Here is a 16124-nt window from a genome sequence, read left to right on the forward strand (position 1 = left end):
ATCTGTTGGCGGACACGTCGGTCCCGTAGGGTGCCCGAGTGCCACTGCTCCTGCTGGACCTGGACAACACCCTGCTGGACCGGGCCGGGCCGTTCCGCCGCTGGGGTGAGCGCTTCCTGGACGGCATCGGTGCGCCCCCCACCGACATCGACTGGCTGATCTCCCTCGACGCCGACGGGCTCACCGACCGGTGGGACCTGGCCGACGCCATCCGGGACCGGTACGAGCTGCGCATCCCCTCGATCGACCTGGTCGAGGAGTTGCACGACGGGGTGGTGGCGCAGACCCGCCTCGACTCGCTGACCGCCTGCGCGTTGCGCATCGCCGACGACGCCGGCTGGGTGCCTGTGGTGGTCTGCAACGGCACCGTACGCGTCGAGGACGCCAAGATCCGCCGGACCGGGCTGGACCGCTACGTCGCCGACTGGGTCATCTCCGAGGAGGCCGGGGTCAGCAAACCCAACCCGCGGATCTTCGCGCTCGCCGCGCAGAGGGTCCGGATGCCGCTGCGTGGCGCCTGGGTGGTCGGCGACAGCCCGGAGGCGGACATCGGCGGCGCGGCAGCCGTCGGGCTGCCCAGCGTCTGGCTGCACCGGGGACGGACCTGGTCGGACGTGCGGTTCGCGCCGAGCCGCACCGTGGACGGCCTGATCGCGGCCGTCGCCACTGTGCTCGCGAGCTGACGCTCCGCGCCCGTGCGGTGCGGTAATTCGGTTGCCTTGTCGTTCGGGCCGCCGCGAGGATTGGCGGCGCATCGTGCACCCGGGTGTTGGCCCGGTTCGAGGAGAGGGGGTCGGTCATGGCCGTCTTCGCAGGTCGCTTCCAGCTGCCTAACCAAGCCTCGACCAAGGGAACCTCACCACAGTGCGCGATCATGACTTGCCGGCGCTGGAGCGCCGGAGCCGCGGCAAGAGCCGCTTCGACGACGACGAACCGCAGTATCTGAAGCGCGGGCGGCCGATCGAGCTGCCCGCTGACCCCGACGACGCACCCGACCCCGACACGGGCGAGCGGTGGTCGTCCTGGGACGACGCCGTACACGGGCCGGAGCCACACCCGCAGTGGCTGGTCACCGAGTTGGCAGCCAAGGACACCGAGTTGGGTGTGCTGAAGACCGGCAAGGAGGCGGACGTCCACCTCGTCCGCCGGGCGGTGCCGGGCACTGACCGTTCCTGCCTGCTGGCCGTGAAGCGGTACCGGGACGCCGAGCACCGGTTGTTCCACCGCGACGCGGGCTACCTGGAGGGCCGCCGGGTACGCCGGTCCCGGGAGAACCGTGCGATGGCCGGCCGGACGGCGTTCGGCCGGCAGATGATCGCCGGGCAGTGGGCGGCGGCCGAGTTCGCGGCGCTGGCCCGACTCTGGGAGATCGGCGCCGGGCACGACCGGATCGCCGTGCCGTACCCGGTGCAGTTGCGCGGCACCGAGCTGATGCTGGAGTTCGTCGGCGACGCCGCGTCGGGGCAGGCCGCGCCCCGGCTGGCCCAGCTGCGTCCCGGCCCGACCGAGCTACGCGACCTGTGGGGTCAGCTGGGGGAGGCGCTGCGGGTGCTGGCGCGGGCCGGCTACGCGCACGGCGACCTGTCGCCGTACAACCTGCTCGTGCACTCGGGGCGGCTGATCGTCATCGACCTGCCGCAGGTGGTGGACGTGGTGGCGAACCCGCAGGGGCCGGAGTTCCTGGCCCGCGACGTCCGGGTGGTCAGCAACTGGTTCCTGGCCCGGGGGTTGACCGCCGAACAGGTCGACGTCGGCGTGCTGACCGGGGATCTGCTGCGCGAGGCGGGCCTGCGCTGATCGGGGCGGGTCGGGCGACCCGAGCGGCCCCCCGACCCGCCCCGCCGGTCACTGGAGGTAGCGTTCCACCTCGGGCTTGGGGCGTTCGCCCTGTGCGTCGGGGTCGCCGTGGGTCTCCCGCGCGGCCCGGCGGCGGCGCAGCAGGTCCCAGCACTGGTCGAGGGACTCCTCCAGGTCGCGTAGCCGTTCGCTGGTCTCGCCCTCGGTGCCCGACTCGTGGGCCTGAGCCGCCGCGCGCAGCCGGTGCTCCTCGTCGACGAGTTCGGAGATCCGGTTCAGGATGGTCTTGTCGTCCATGCTGAGAGCCTGGCACAGGGTGCCCGACATCGCCCGGATTCGCAGGGACCGGTGCGTCCCGGCTCACGCGCGCCGGCGCTGCTCGCCCCCCGGGTGATCCCGCAGGCGCCGCCGACCGCTGAGACCCGATGGCCACGGCACCCATTCGCCGCCGTCGGTGTCCGCGATGCGGTACGGGACCCCAGCGGGCTGTGCCGACGACGCGTTGTTGCTGCGGACCGGCATGGCGCGCTCCGGGGACAATTCCGGTTTTCTGTCAAGCGGCGCGACCTGCGCCGGAGCCCAGAGTGATCGTCCACTCTAGACGCTTGTGTGCCGTCCGCGTCGCGGTAGGCCCGGCCCGGACGTGGAATCTCACCGGTCAGAGGTCTAGAGGTGCCCCGGATTTGGTGAGATGCTTCCGACGCCCAGAAGGTGAAAGTTCCACAGCTCCGACCGGCCGAAGTGGACAGCGGAGGCCGCCGGACCGACGAGGAGACGCCATGCCCCAGGTGTCCGATGCCGGCCCCGCCCCCGTCAGCACCGAGCCCCGGATGATCCCGCTCCGTCGCGTCCTGCCCGCGCTGATCCGCGACCCGCTCGGCGCGTTGGTCGGCTTCGCGGACGACTCCGGCGGCGAGGTCGTCCGGCTCAACCTCGGCTCGTTCCGCCCCTACCTGGTCAGTCATCCGGAGCATTTGCAGCGCGTCCTGAGGGACAACGTTGCCAACTACACCCGCGACGGGGACGGCCTGCTCTGGCGGCCGGTCCGCCGGATCGTCGGCGACGCCATCCTGGTCGCCGAGGGCGAGGTGTGGGAATCCAGCCGGGGGGCGCTGCAACCGCTGTTCACCGCGAAGCGGGCCGAGACGCTCGTCGACAAGATGGCCGAGGCGATCAACGAGGCCGTCGACGAGTGGCTGGAGCCCGCCCGGGAGGGCCGGCCGATCGACGGCGGCGCCGAACTGACCAAGATCGTGCTGCGAACCACCATGCGGGTGCTCTTCGCCGACCGGATCTCGGTGCCCGACGCGCTACGGATCAGCGCCGCGCTGGACACCCTCACCACCGCGATGCTCCCGCGCCTGCTGGTGCCCTTCGTGCCGTACGCGGTGCCGATGCCCCGCGACCGCGCCTTCAACGAGGCGGTACGGACCATCGACGAGGTGGTGCTGCCGATCATCCGGGAGGCCCGGGCCCGACCCACCGACGGCGACGACATCATCTCCACCCTCTGCCGGCCGCGCGCCGACGGCAGCGAACCCGACGAGTACGCGATCCGCGGCGACGTGGTGGCCATGTTCTCCACCGCCACCGAGACCACGATCGCCCTGCTCTCCTGGCTCTGGCCGGTGCTGGCGTCCCGACCCGACGTGGCCGAGCGGATGACCGACGAGATCGAGCAGGTGGTCGGCACCGAACGGGTCGGCCGCGCACACCTGCCCGAGCTGCGGTACGGCCGGATGGTCCTCGACGAAATGTTGCGGCTCTACCCTGCCGGCTGGATGATCCCCCGGACCGCGGTCGGCGACGACGTGCTCGGCGGCGTCCGGATCAAGGCCGGTGGCACCGTGCTGGTCAGCCCGTACGTCACCCAGCGGATGTCGACGTTCTGGACCGACCCGGCGCTCTTCGACCCGGAGCGGTTCGCGCCGGAGCTGCCCCGGCGGCGCTACCGCTACTCCTACTTCCCGTTCGGCGGGGGCCCGCACCAGTGCCTCGGGCAGTACCTGTTCCTGCTGGAGGCGCAGCTCATCGTCAGCACCGTGCTGAGCCGCTACCGCTTCCGGCTGCGCGGACCGGTCGACCTGACTCCCCGGATGGGCGCCTCGCTGCAACCCAAGCAGCGGGCCGAGCTGATCCTCACCCCGGTCGCCGGCACGGTCGTACCGTGACCGGCGCACCGTGGCCGGTGCAGACCGGTCCCGATCCGGTCGCCGAGCAGGGCCGGGTGTGCGCGCTCGCCGTGCGCGGTGTCCGCGACCTCCAGGGCGTCACCGCCGCCCACCCGGAGCTGTTCGACGCGGCACCGTTCGACCCGGCGCTGCTCAGCTCGGTGGCCACCGTGGTCGCCTTCATCGCGCCGTGGCACACCGCCGCCGAACTGCGGATCACCACCCGTACCGTGCTCTGGGTCTTCGCGGCCGACTGGCAGATCGACTACCTCGCCCGGTCCGTGGACGACGTCCGGCAGGTGGTGACCGACTGCCTGGCGGTGGCCGACGGCGCGGCGCCCCCACCGGGGCGACACCTGGCCCGGCTGCTGGCGGATCTGCGCGACGAGCTGGCCACCGTGCCGGCGTTCGCCCGGCTGCGCCCGATCTGGCGCGACGAGTTGGCCCGGATGCTCGCCGCCGCGGCTCGGGAGTGGGACTGGAAGAACCTGCCGACCGACCCGACCACCGGGCGACGCCTGCCGGACCTGGACCGCTACCTGGAGAACGCCGACAACTCTGGCAGTTCCTTCGTCAACGTCACCCACTGGATAGCCACCGGCGACGAGAAGACCCTCGCGCAGCTGACCGACCTGTTGGACGCCGGACGTGGCGTCCAACGGGTGCTGCGGCTGGTCAACGACCTGGCCACCCACGACCGCGACGCCGAGTGGGGCGACCTGAACGCCCTGCTGCTTGTCGACGACCCGGCGCAGGTGCACGCCCGACTGGCCGAACTGACCACCCGCTCCCGGGGAGACCTGGCCGCCCTCGCGCAACGGTGCCCCCGCCAGGCGGACTACCTGCACCGGCAGATCTCCTTCACCGGCGGCTTCTACCAGGTGTCGGACTTCTGGGGGGAACGCGATGAGTGACGGCGCCTTCCACGTCCTGGCCGACCCCGCCACCGGCCGCGACCCGGCGACCGACGCCGCCCGTGAGCTGATCGCCGGCCTGGCGCTTCGGCCGTGGGGGCAGGTGGCCGCCTCGGTGTACGAGAGCGCCCGCCTGGTCGCCGACGCGCCCTGGCTGCCCGGGCACGACGAGCGGATCGGGTTTCTCCTGCGGACGCAGCGCCCGGACGGCGCGTGGGGGCCACCCGAGGGGTACGCCCTGGTGCCCACGCTGAGCGCCACCGACGCGCTGCTCGCCGCGCTGGCCGACGGTGGAGGGACCAGGACGCACCTGCTCGCCCCGGCGGCCAGAGGGCTGGTGGTGCTCAGCGGCCGGCTGCTCGCCGCCGACGCGCGGACGCTGCCGGACACCCCGGCACTGGACCTCATCGTCCCGGCGCTTGTCGAGTCGATCAACGACCGGCTGGACCGGGTGACCTGGGAGCAACTGCCCACCCCGCCGCTGACGCTGCCCCCGGGCCTCGGGGTCGGCCGGCTGCGGGCGGTGCGGGCGGCGGTGGCCGCCGGGGCGGCACTGCCCACGAAGCTGGCTCACTTCTACGAGGTGCTCGGCGCGATGCCCACCGACGCTGGCCCCACCCTCACCGCCGTCGGCGCGTCACCGGCGGCGACCGCCGCCTGGTTGAGCGCGGCCGGCCCGGACGCCGGTCCCAGCGCCCACGCGTTCCTGCGGGAGTTGATCCGGGACGGCCGTGGCCCGGTGCCCTGCCCGACCCCGATCACCGTGTTCGAGCGGGCCTGGGTGCTCAGCGGGCTGCGACGGGCCGGCGTCGCTGTCAACCCGCCGGCCGCCGTGTTGGACACCCTGACCGCGGCCGCCACCGCCGCGACGGGCGTGGCCACCGGCGAAGGGCTGCCCACCGACGCCGACACCACCTCGGTGGCCCTGGACGCGCTGGCCCGACTCGGTCGACCCGCCGACCCGGCCGGGCTGTGGGCGTACGAGACGACGGACGGTTTCTGCACCTGGCCGGGGAGCGAGGACGGCTTCTCGGTCACCACCAACGCGCACGTGCTTGACGCGTTCGGCCAGCACGTGGCGGCGTATCCCGACGCCGACGCGCGATACCACAGGACGGTCGAGCGACTCAGCGCGGTGCTGCCCGCCCACCAACTCGCCGACGGTCCCTGGCAGGACCGCTGGCACGCCTCCCCGTACTACGCCACGGCCTGCTGCGTGCTGGCGCTGGCTGAGTTCGGCCGGGGTGGCGCGGCGGCCGAGGCCGTGGACCGGGCGGCCGGCTGGGTGCTGGCCAACCAACGCGCCGACGGCTCGTGGGGACGGTGGGGCGGCACCGCCGAGGAGACCGCGTACGCCCTGCAGGTGTTGCTGGCGGCGCCGACGGGTGCGCCACGGGTCACCGACGCGGTGGCCCGCGGGCATGCCTACCTGCACAGACCGGCGGGTCCCGAGCACCCTCCACTGTGGTACGGCAAGGAGCTGTACTGTCCTACCGCCATCGTCCGCTCGGCGGTGCTCGCCGCCTGCCGGCTGGCCGCCGTTCACGTCCCGGGTGCCGACCGTTCGGTGGTGGATTGTGGTTACCAGGCAACAAAAACATCGACTTGAGGGGTTGTGGGGACACTGCTAGCGTACGCAGAGCCTCAGCCCCGTATGCCCCGCCGTGGCGGGGACGATGCATCCATGATCACCCGTTGATGAGCTGAGTCAACGCCCGGCCTGGGACGGTTCAATGCGTTCTCGCGGTACGAGTATCCGCACCAAGGTTGTCGCCCTGCTGCTCTCCCTGGTCGCGCTCTGGATGTTCTCGGCGTGGATCACCCTGCGGGACGGCTTCAACCTGCTCGGTGTCCAGGTGATCAACAGCAGGGTCTACGCGCCCAGTGAGCCGCTGCTGCAGGAGCTCCAGTTGGAGCGGCGCCTGACGCAGGCGTACCTGAGCAACCCCAGCGCCGAGCAGCGCGCGGCGCTGGAGGCCGAGCAGCGCAAGGCCACGCAACTCGCCGAGAAGTTCGCCGACTCGGTCCGTCACTGGCAGGTCGACGTGGCCGGCAGCAAGGCCCTCGACGCCCAGTTGGATGCCTCGATCGCCCAGATCGACGCCCTCGAGCAGACCCGCGCCGAGGTGCTCGGCCGCTCGGTCGACAGGGTCTCCGCGGCCGACGCCTACACCGGCGCCATCGAGTCGATCTTCCAGATCTACGACGTCACCGGCAGCCTCGACGACAAGGCGATCGCCGCCGACGCGGCCGCCCTGATCCAGCTCAACCGCATGAAGGAGCTGATCTCCCAGGAGGACGCGCTGCTCAGCGGCCTGTTCGGCAACGGCCGGATGAGCGGGCCCGAGTACGCCCGCTACGTCTCCCTGGTCGGCGCGGAGCGGTTCCTCGGCGAAGAGACCCGCTCCCGGCTCGCCGACGCCGACCAGCGCCGCTACCAGCAACTCGTCGAGGGTGAGGCGTTCACCAGGCTGCGCGCCGTACAGGACAGCATCATCCGCGAGGGCCGACCGGCGACCCAGCTGCCGGTCAGCGCCGAGCAGTGGCGCGGCACCGTCGAGCCGGCGCTGGCCGAGGTGAACGACGTGGTCGTCGCCGGCGGTGAGGGCATCGTGGACCGGGCGACCGGCGTGGCGGTGATGGTCGTCGTCCGGCTCGTGCTCGCCACCGGTCTGGGTCTGCTCGCCGTCATCGCCTCGGTCGTCGTCTCGATCACCACGGCCCGGACCCTGCTGCGCCAGTTGGAGAGGCTGCGCCAGGCGGCCTGGCAGCTCGCCGACGAACGGCTGCCCCGCGTGGTGGAACGACTCGGTCGCGGCGAGGAGGTCGACGTCGCCACCGAGGCACCTCCGCTGGAGTTCGGCACCGACGAGATCGGCCAGGTCGGCAAGGCCTTCAACGCGGTCCAGGAGACCGCTCTGCGCACCGCCGTGGAGCAGGCCGAGCTGCGTCGCAACGTCCGTGACGTCTTCCTCAGCCTGGCCCGGCGCACCCAGGCACTGGTGCACCGCCAGCTCACCCTGCTCGACGCCATGGAGCGCCGTGAACACGACGCGGAGGAGTTGGAGGACCTGTTCCGGGTCGACCACCTGGCCACCCGGATGCGGCGTAACGCCGAGAACCTGATCGTGCTCTCCGGCTCCACTCCGGGTCGGGCCTGGCGGCGCAACGTCCCCATGGTCGACGTGGTGCGCGGCGCGGTGGCCGAGGTGGAGGACTACACGCGGGTCAACGTGCTGCCCCTCGGCCCTGTCTCCCTCGCCGGCCGGGCGGTCGGCGACATCATCCACCTGCTCGCCGAACTCATCGAGAACGGCCTGTCGTTCTCGCCACCGCACACCACGGTGGAGGTCCGCGGTCAACTGGTGGCCAACGGGTTCGCCATCGAGATCGAGGACCGGGGCCTCGGCATGAGCGAGGAGGACCTGGCCGCGGCGAACCACCGCATCGTCGACCAGTCCGAGTTGAACCTCGCCAACGCCGCCCGGCTCGGGCTCTACGTGGTGAGCCGGCTGACCGAACGGCACGGCGTGCGGGTCCGACTCAAGGAATCGGCGTACGGCGGCACCACCGCCGTCGTGCTGATCCCGCTGGAGCTCGTCACCGAGAACGGGGTCGCCCCGGAGGACACCGGCACACCTCCGGCCGGGACGCCCATCGCGCTGCCGGCGGCACCGATCTCCGGTGCGGGCGACGCCGGCCGTCCCGCCCTGGGCTCACCGGTCGCCCTGGCCACACCGGCACCGGACACGGCCGCGTCGGGCACGAACACACCGGACGCGCCGCAGCTGGTGACCTTGGCAACGGCCGGCAGCGCCGCCGACCAGGCCGACGGTGACGTCGTACTCCCCACCCGGCAACGGACGACCCCACCCGGCGGGCTGCCGGAGCTGCCCACCCGGACCCGGCGGCCCCTGAACCAGTCGGCCCTGGAAGGGCCCACGGTCGCCACCGGCCTGCCCGCTATCGACCGCACGGAGCCGGCGACCGGCCCCGGCGAACCGACAGTCGACGGCGGCCCGATGCCGGCCCGGTCGGAGACCGACCGGACCGACTCCGGCCTGCCGGTCCGGATCCGGCAGGCGAACATCGTGCCCGAGCTTCGCGACGACCCGGCGGCGACGGAGTCCGACGAGGAGGACGTGGTACGCCCGCCGGAGCAGGTGCGCCGGATGATGAGTTCCTACCAGAGCGGCACCCGACGTGGTCGCACCGACGCGGCACGACTGCTCGGCGGAGCGTCCGGCGCGTCGCCTGCGGCGACGCCCGAGCCGACCGACGAGGAACCGCAAGCCACCTGACCGAGCGTCGGCGCTGCGGTTTCCGCGCGGTGTGACGGTCAGACCCAAGACGAGTACGGCGCAAACTGCCGGGCGAGAAGAGGACGACGAAAGTGGCCCAGAAGACGGCTTCGAGTGCCGACCTGACGTGGTTGCTGGACGATCTGGTGGGGCGGGTGAAGCAGGCCGAGCACGCGGTCGCGCTCTCCTCCGACGGGCTGTTGATGGCTTCCTCGCAGGGATTGAGCCGGGATGACGGCGAGCACCTCGCGGCGATGGCGGCCGGCATCCAGAGCCTGGCCCGGGGCGCCGGCAAGCGCTTCGGTGGCGGGCAGGTGCAGCAGACCATCATCGAGATGCAGTCGTCCTTCCTGTTCGTCACCGCGGCCGGCCGCAACGCCTGCCTGGCGGTTCTGGCCAGCGAGGACGCCGACGTCGGCCTGATCGCGTACGAGATGGCGATGCTTGTCACCCGGGTCGGCAAGTACGTTGCCTCGCCCTCGCGGGACACCGCCCAGCCGGCCGGCGAGAGGTAACAGCAATGACGGTGCAGGGAGAGTCCGCGGACCACCAGTGGGTGGACGACCATGCGGGCCCGGTGGTCCGCCCGTACGCGGTGACGCGCGGGAGGGCCCGCCCGGTCACCGGCACGTTCGACCTGATCTCCCTGGTCACCGCGACCCGAGCCGACGTCACACCGGAGGCCGGCCTCGGACCCGAGCACCTGGCGATCGTCGGCCTGTGCCAGCGAATACAGTCAGTCGCCGAGATCGCCGCCCACCTCGACCTGCCGGTGGGCACCATCCGGGTCCTCCTCGGCGACCTCGCGGCCCGCAGCCTGGTGCAGGTACGCGAACCACAGACCACGGCCGGTCTTCCCGACAACAGCATCTTCGAGGCGGTAATCAATGGACTACGGGCACTCTGACCGGCCGGCGGGAGCGACCCCACTGCCCACCGCGATCAAGATCCTTGTCGCCGGTGGCTTCGGCGTGGGCAAGACCACGATGGTCGGTGCGGTGAGCGAGACCCGGCCGTTGCGCACCGAGGAGGTGTTGACCGAGACCGGGGTCGGCATCGACGACCTGTCCGGGGTGGAAGGCAAGACCACCACCACAGTGGCAATGGACTTCGGCCGGATCACCATCAGCGACGACCTGGTGCTCTACCTGTTCGGTACGCCCGGGCAGGACCGGTTCTGGTTCGTGTGGGACGAGTTGGCGTTGGGTGCGATCGGCGCGGTCGTGTTGGCCGACACCCGCAGGCTGGCCGACTGCTTCCCCTCGATCGACTACTTCGAGGGCCGGGGCACCCCGTTCGTGGTGGCGGTGAACTGCTTCGAGGGTGCCCGGAACTACCGACTCGACGAGGTGCAGGCCGCGTTGAACCTCGACCCTGGGGTGCCGGTGCTGCTCTGCGACGCCCGCCAGCGCGAGTCGAGCAAGGAGGTGCTCGTCACGCTGATGGAGCACGCCATGAAGACCCGCGAGGCCCGGCGCCGCGCCGCCGCTGGGGACTGACCGAGAATCCGGGGAAATTTTGTCGGCCTCGCTGTCCGGTACGGCCCCGGCCGACCGTCATGCTGACGAGACCCGGACCCACGAGGGAGCGTCAGTTGAAGTACATGATGTTCGTCTGCACCGACAGCGAGCCGGACACCGACCCGACCGAACTACCCGACGTCGAGAAGTGGGTGACGGACAACGACGCCAGGGGTCGCCGCATCACCGGCGACCGACTGGCGCCGGTCTCGGCGGCCACCACCGTCCGGGTACGCAACGGTGAACTGCTCACCACCGAGGGGCCGTTCGCCGAGACCACGGAGGTGATCGTGGGCTTCGACCTGCTGGAATGCGCCGACCTGGACGAGGCCATCGAGGTGGCCCGCGCGCACTCGATGGCACGTGAGGGGCGGCTGGAACTGCGCCCGCTCATGATCGTGTCCGACTGACCGGGTGGCCGGGATCGACGCCCCGACCGGCGGGCACGACCGGACCGGCACGGGTACGCACGACCCGGCCGACGGGCACGTCAACGGGGGTGTGGCCGCGGCGGCGCAGGCCGCCGCGGCCGCCGGCGTGCACGCGTACCCCCGGATCGTCGCGACCCTGATCCGCGTGACCGGCGACTGGTCGCTGGCGGAGGACTGCACCCAGGAGGCGCTCACCGCTGCCCTGGAGCGCTGGCCCGCCGACGGCGTGCCGGCCAACCCGGGCGGCTGGCTGATGACTGTCGCGCGCAACCGGGCGATCGACGTGCTGCGCCGGGCCGCCGTGGAGCGCCGCAAGCTGCACGATCTGGCGGTTCTCACACCGGTCGACGGGCAGCCCGAACCCGAGGCGGGGGAGGACGTGGTGGACGACCGACTACGACTGATCTTCACCTGCTGTCACCCCGCGTTGGCCATCGAGGCGCGGGTGGCGCTGACACTGCGGACCGTCTGCGGCGTGCCGACCGCCGACATCGCCCGACTCCTGCTGGTAAGCGAATCGACGATGACCCGACGGCTGACCCGTGCGCGGACCCGCATCGCGCAGGCGGGCATCCCGTACCGGGTGCCGAGCGGGCCGGCGCTCGCCGAGCGGCTGCCCGGCGTGCTCGCCGTGCTGTACCTGCTGTTCACCCGGGGCTACCTCCCCGACGGCGAGCCGGCCTTCGCCGACGAGGCGGTCCGGCTGGCCCGGCTGCTCGACCGGTTGATGTCGGAGCAGTCCGAGGTCGTCGCGCTGCTGGCGCTGCTGCTGTTCCAGCACTCCCGCCGGGACGCCCGTCGGGACGCCGCAGGCAACCTGCTTACCCTGGAGCGGCAGGATCGCGCGCGGTGGGACCGCGCGGCCATCGCCGAGGGCCTGGCCGCCCTTGTCCGGGTACGCCACGACGGGCCGTACGCGTGGCAGGCCCGCATCGCCGCCTGCCACGCCACCGCCGCCTCGTTCGACGCCACCGACTGGCCGACGATCGCGCGAGCCTACGACGCGCTGGCCGACATCCGGCCCTCCCCGGTGATCGCGCTCAACCGTGCGGTCGCGCACGGCTACGCGTACGGGCCGGTGGCCGGGTTGGGTCTGCTCGACGCGATGCAGGCCGGGGGAGGGTTGGACGGCAACCCGCTCGCCGTGGCGGCGCGGGCCGATCTGGTCGCGCGGCAGGGTGACCGGCTGCGAGCCGCCGCGCTGTTCCGGGAGGCCTCCGGGATGGCCGGCCCGACCGCCCAGCGCCGTGCACTGCTCGACCGGGCGGACGACCTCGCGAGGTAGCCGGATCCTCCGGGTCAGCCGCGCTCGGCAGCACCAGGGAATCGGGTCCAGGCCGCCGGGTCGCGCATCCTGTGGGGCGCAGCCGGCCACCGATATGGTGACCAGATGGAATTGCCATTCGCCATTGCTCTGCGCGGTTATGACATGCGTCAGGTCGAGAATCTCTTTGCCGAGGTCGATGGGGCGCTGGCTACTGACAGCGCGGTGTCACGGGCTGCCGCGCGAGACGTGCTTCGGGCGGCAAGCCTGCGACGGCGGCTACGTGGCTACGACGTCGGGGACGTGGATGCGGCGATAGACCAACGGCTGGCTGCCCTCGCGCTCCCGGGGGACCGGAGCGGACCGGCGTAACCAGTTGGCATCCCGCCCGTGCCGTTCGCCGTTGCTCCGGGCGCTCTGACCGCAAGCCTTCCTCGGTTTGAACGGGGAAGGCCGCCCCCGCCGAAGCGGGAGCGGCCTTCGACCAGCCGTACGCGATCAGTTGGCGATCATGCGGCGTAGCACGTACTGCAGGATGCCGCCGTGCCGGTAGTAGTCCGCCTCACCGGGGGTGTCGATCCGGACCACAGCCTCGAACTCCACGCCGGTGTCGGTCGTGACCGTCACCGTACGCGGGGTGTCGCCGTCGTTCAGGGCCGTCACACCGGTGATGGTGAACATCTCGGTGCCGGTCAGCCCCAGCGATTCGGCGGTGGTGTCCACCGGGAACTGCAGCGGCAGCACACCCATACCGATCAGGTTGGAACGGTGGATCCGCTCGTACGACTCGGCGATGACAGCCCGGACACCCAGCAGCATGGTGCCCTTGGCCGCCCAGTCCCGCGACGAACCCGATCCGTACTCCTTGCCGGCCAGGATCACCAGCGGGATGCCGGCCTCCTGGTAGGCCATCGAGGCGTCGTAGATCGAGGTCTGCTCGCCGGTGAGGTGGTTGACTGTGAAGCCGCCCTCCACGCCGGGCACCAGCTGGTTGCGCAGCCGGATGTTGGCGAACGTGCCCCGGATCATCACCTCGTGGTTGCCCCGGCGCGAGCCGTACGAGTTGAACTCGTGGCGCGGCACACCGTGCTCGGCCAGGTACGTCCCGGCGGGGGAGTCGGCCTTGATCGAGCCGGCCGGCGAGATGTGGTCGGTGGTCACCGAGTCACCCAGCTTGGCCAGCACCCGGGCGCCGGAGATGTCGACGACCGGCTGCGGCTCGCGCTGCATGCCCTCGAAGTACGGGGGCTTGCGCACGTAGGTGGAGTCGTCGGCCCAGGCGAACGTGTCGCCGGTCGGGGTGGGCAGCGACTGCCACCGCTCGTCCCCGGCGAAGACATCGGCGTACGCGGCGCTGAAGCCGGTCGCGCCGAGCGCCTGGGCGATGACGTCCTGGATCTCGGCGCTGTTCGGCCAGATCTCGCGCAGGTAGACCGGGTTGCCCTCGGTGTCCTCACCGATCGGCTCGTTGGCAAGGTCGATGTCCATCGTGCCGGCGAGGGCGTACGCGACGACAAGCGGCGGGGACGCCAGGTAGTTCATCTTGACGTCCGGGTTGATCCGGCCCTCGAAGTTCCGGTTGCCCGACAGCACCGACACGACCGACAGATCGTGCTCGTTGACGGCGGCGGACACCTCCTCGGGCAGCGGACCCGAGTTGCCGATGCATGTGGTGCAGCCGTACCCGACGAGGTTGAAGCCGAGCTTGTTCAGGTACGGCGTGAGGCCGGCCCGCTCGTAGTAGTCCATGACGACCTTGGAGCCCGGTGCCAGGGTGGTCTTCACCCACGGCTTGCGGGTCAGGCCCTTCTCCACGGCGTTGCGGGCCAGCAGGGCCGCACCGATCATCACCTGCGGGTTGGACGTGTTGGTGCAGGAGGTGATCGCGGCGATCACCACAGCGCCGTGGTCCAGCTCGTACTCGACGCCGTCGGCGCCGGTCACGCGGACCGGGTTGGTGGCCCGGCCGCCCGAGCCGACCGCGGCGGTCTCCAGGTCACGCGGCTCGTCGGCCGGGTCGCTGAAATCGTTGGCCGGCGGGTCACTGGCCGGGAACGACTCGGCGCTTGCCTCGTCGGCCGGGCCGTTGGCGCCGCGCGGCAACTCCTCGCGGGGTACGCCCGGCTTGAGGTCGCGCTCACCGACGGAGTCGTCGGCGACGTAGTCGGTAAGCGCGGAGCGGAACAGCGTCTTGGCAGCACCCAGCGGTACCCGGTCCTGCGGGCGCTTCGGGCCGGCGAGCGACGGCTCGATGGAGCCCAGGTCCAGCTCCAGGCGCTCCGAGTACGCCGGCTCGGCCTCCGGGTCGTGCCAGAGGCCCTGCTCCTTGGCGTACGCCTCGACGAGCGCGACCTGCTGCTTGTCACGGCCGGTCAGCTCCAGGTAGCGGATCGTCTCCGCGTCGATCGGGAAGATCGCCACGGTGGAGCCGTACTCCGGGGACATGTTGCCGATGGTGGCGCGGTTGGCAAGCGGCACGGCGCTCACGCCGGGGCCGTAGAACTCGACGAACTTGCCGACCACACCGTGCTTACGCAGCATCTCGGTGATGGTCAGCACCAGGTCGGTGGCGGTGGTGCCGGCCGGCATCTCGCCGTGCAGCTTGAAGCCCACCACGCGGGGGATCAGCATGCTGACCGGCTGGCCGAGCATCGCGGCCTCGGCCTCGATGCCGCCGACGCCCCAACCCAGCACACCCAGGCCGTTGACCATCGTGGTGTGCGAGTCGGTGCCCACCACGGTGTCCGGGTACGCCTGGCCGTTGCGCTCCATGATGGTGCGGGCCAGGTACTCGATGTTGACCTGGTGCACGATGCCGGTGCCTGGCGGGACGACCTTGAACTCGTTGAACGCGGTCTGACCCCAGCGCAGGAACTGGTAGCGCTCCTTGTTGCGCTCGTACTCAAGCTCCACGTTGCGGGCGAACGCGTCCTCGCGGCCGAACAGGTCGGCGATCACCGAGTGGTCGATGACCAGCTCGGCCGGGGCGAGGGGGTTGACCTTCGTGGCGTCGCCACCCAGGTCGCGTACGGCCTCACGCATCGTGGCCAGGTCGACCACGCAGGGCACGCCAGTGAAGTCCTGCATGAGCACCCGCGCCGGGGTGAACTGGATCTCCACGCTCGGGGCGGCGGTGGGGTCCCATCCGCCGAGCTGACGGATGTGGTCGGCGGTGATGTTCGCGCCGTCCTCGGTCCGCAGCAGGTTCTCCAGGAGGATCTTCAGGCTGTACGGCAGTCGGTCTTGCCCGTCCACCTTGTCGATCCGGAAAATCTCGTAGCTCGCGTCTCCGACGCGTAGCTGGGTCTTCGCACCGAAGGTGTCGAGGCTCGCCACGTCGTACTCCTTCACACCAGCGACCATGAGTAGTCCTGAGCAGTCTGTCGTACCGGCCGAAGTGCCGCCGAGGTTAGGTGACACTTACAGTCGATCCGCTCTCGAATAAAACCGTACGTCCGTCTTGCTAGTTGCGCAACCCGGGCCGCCTCTGTCGCCCCTCCTCACCCCTAGCCTCCTAGGACGCGCTACGGGGCGTGCGCGGTGCCTCCGGTCCGTGGGCCGCAGAAGGCGGCCATCGCCAGCAACCCAGACGAAGGGCCGGGCCCCTTGTGGGGGTCCGGCCCTTCGGTGGTGCGTGTTGGGTGGGGTCAGCTGGTGGCGTAGCCGCGGGTGGCGATCCAGTCGGCGAGGTGCTCGACGGTGATGTCGTAGGAGGCGGTGTTGGGG

Annotated in this window: 14 protein-coding genes and 1 pseudogene; 12 read left to right on the forward strand and 3 right to left on the reverse strand. The window is 71.4% G+C overall.

Annotated elements, in window-relative coordinates; all coding sequences use genetic code 11:
- The first annotated feature begins 38 nt into the window (after positions 1-38).
- Positions 39-683 (forward strand): HAD family hydrolase, encoded by a 645-nt coding sequence (locus ADK66_RS18600; protein WP_053657048.1) that lies wholly within the window; start codon positions 39-41, stop codon positions 681-683.
- Positions 684-864: 181 nt separating this feature from the next.
- Positions 865-1797, forward strand: coding sequence for an RIO1 family regulatory kinase/ATPase (locus tag ADK66_RS18605; protein WP_053657050.1), 933 nt, complete (start codon positions 865-867; stop codon positions 1795-1797).
- 48 nt (positions 1798-1845) lie between these two features.
- Here ADK66_RS18605 and ADK66_RS18610 read toward each other — a convergent pair whose 3' ends face one another.
- Positions 1846-2094, reverse strand: coding sequence for a DUF2630 family protein (locus ADK66_RS18610; protein WP_053657052.1), 249 nt, complete (start codon positions 2092-2094; stop codon positions 1846-1848).
- 536 nt (positions 2095-2630) lie between these two features.
- Between ADK66_RS18610 and ADK66_RS18615 the strand changes: the two genes are divergently transcribed.
- The 10 genes from ADK66_RS18615 to ADK66_RS18660 all read left to right on the forward strand — a co-directional run bounded on the left by ADK66_RS18615 (position 2631) and on the right by ADK66_RS18660 (position 12770).
- Positions 2631-3968, forward strand: coding sequence for a cytochrome P450 (locus tag ADK66_RS18615; protein WP_197281567.1), 1338 nt, complete (start codon positions 2631-2633; stop codon positions 3966-3968).
- Positions 3965-4882, forward strand: a complete 918-nt coding sequence (locus ADK66_RS18620; protein WP_082377538.1) for a terpene synthase family protein — start codon at positions 3965-3967, stop codon at positions 4880-4882. Before ADK66_RS18615 ends, ADK66_RS18620 begins: the two co-directional genes overlap by 4 nt.
- Positions 4875-6491, forward strand: a complete 1617-nt coding sequence (locus ADK66_RS18625) for a prenyltransferase/squalene oxidase repeat-containing protein (protein ID WP_082377539.1) — start codon at positions 4875-4877, stop codon at positions 6489-6491. Before ADK66_RS18620 ends, ADK66_RS18625 begins: the two co-directional genes overlap by 8 nt.
- 124 nt (positions 6492-6615) lie before the next feature.
- Positions 6616-9183 carry a nitrate- and nitrite sensing domain-containing protein gene (locus ADK66_RS18630; protein WP_053657056.1) on the forward strand — a complete coding sequence of 856 codons (2568 nt, stop codon included), beginning with the start codon at positions 6616-6618 and terminating at the stop codon, positions 9181-9183.
- Between the two features lie 92 nt (positions 9184-9275).
- Complete coding sequence (locus tag ADK66_RS18635; RefSeq protein ID WP_053657058.1) at positions 9276-9698, forward strand: roadblock/LC7 domain-containing protein; 423 nt, start codon at positions 9276-9278, stop codon at positions 9696-9698.
- 5 nt (positions 9699-9703) lie between these two features.
- Complete coding sequence (locus ADK66_RS18640) at positions 9704-10090, forward strand: DUF742 domain-containing protein (protein ID WP_053657059.1); 387 nt, start codon at positions 9704-9706, stop codon at positions 10088-10090.
- Positions 10071-10682 (forward strand): ATP/GTP-binding protein, encoded by a 612-nt coding sequence (locus tag ADK66_RS18645; RefSeq protein ID WP_053657061.1) that lies wholly within the window; start codon positions 10071-10073, stop codon positions 10680-10682. The genes ADK66_RS18640 and ADK66_RS18645 overlap by 20 nt, the downstream gene beginning before the upstream one ends.
- Positions 10683-10777: 95 nt before the next feature.
- Entirely contained in the window at positions 10778-11113 is a 336-nt protein-coding gene (locus ADK66_RS18650; protein ID WP_053657063.1) for a YciI family protein, read from the forward strand.
- Between the two features lie 4 nt (positions 11114-11117).
- Positions 11118-12419, forward strand: a complete 1302-nt coding sequence (locus tag ADK66_RS18655; protein ID WP_369814808.1) for an RNA polymerase sigma factor — start codon at positions 11118-11120, stop codon at positions 12417-12419.
- Between the two features lie 105 nt (positions 12420-12524).
- On the forward strand, positions 12525-12770 hold the full coding sequence (locus ADK66_RS18660) for a hypothetical protein (RefSeq protein ID WP_053657065.1): 246 nt from the start codon (positions 12525-12527) through the stop codon (positions 12768-12770).
- Positions 12771-12896: 126 nt separating this feature from the next.
- Here the strand turns inward: ADK66_RS18660 and ADK66_RS18665 are convergent, their stop codons facing one another.
- Both ADK66_RS18665 and ADK66_RS32735 read right to left on the reverse strand, forming a co-directional pair.
- Positions 12897-15749 carry an aconitate hydratase gene (locus ADK66_RS18665; protein ID WP_053657086.1) on the reverse strand — a complete coding sequence of 951 codons (2853 nt, stop codon included), beginning with the start codon at positions 15747-15749 and terminating at the stop codon, positions 12897-12899.
- A gap of 296 nt (positions 15750-16045) precedes the next feature.
- A pseudogene (locus tag ADK66_RS32735) lies at positions 16046-16124 on the reverse strand (phytochelatin synthase); the annotation flags it as partial.

It is taken from the genome of Micromonospora sp. NRRL B-16802, assembly GCF_001279555.1.
Taxonomy (GTDB): Bacteria; Actinomycetota; Actinomycetes; order Mycobacteriales; family Micromonosporaceae; genus Micromonospora; species Micromonospora profundi.

Coding starts and splice junctions, on each gene's coding strand:
- ADK66_RS18610 (WP_053657052.1), bottom strand. CDS start 2,094: ATGGACGACAAGACCATCCTGAACCGGATCTCCGAACTCGTCGACGAG.
- ADK66_RS18625 (WP_082377539.1), top strand. CDS start 4,875: ATGAGTGACGGCGCCTTCCACGTCCTGGCCGACCCCGCCACCGGCCGC.
- ADK66_RS18630 (WP_053657056.1), top strand. CDS start 6,616: ATGCGTTCTCGCGGTACGAGTATCCGCACCAAGGTTGTCGCCCTGCTG.
- ADK66_RS18640 (WP_053657059.1), top strand. CDS start 9,704: ATGACGGTGCAGGGAGAGTCCGCGGACCACCAGTGGGTGGACGACCAT.
- ADK66_RS18645 (WP_053657061.1), top strand. CDS start 10,071: ATGGACTACGGGCACTCTGACCGGCCGGCGGGAGCGACCCCACTGCCC.
- ADK66_RS18660 (WP_053657065.1), top strand. CDS start 12,525: ATGGAATTGCCATTCGCCATTGCTCTGCGCGGTTATGACATGCGTCAG.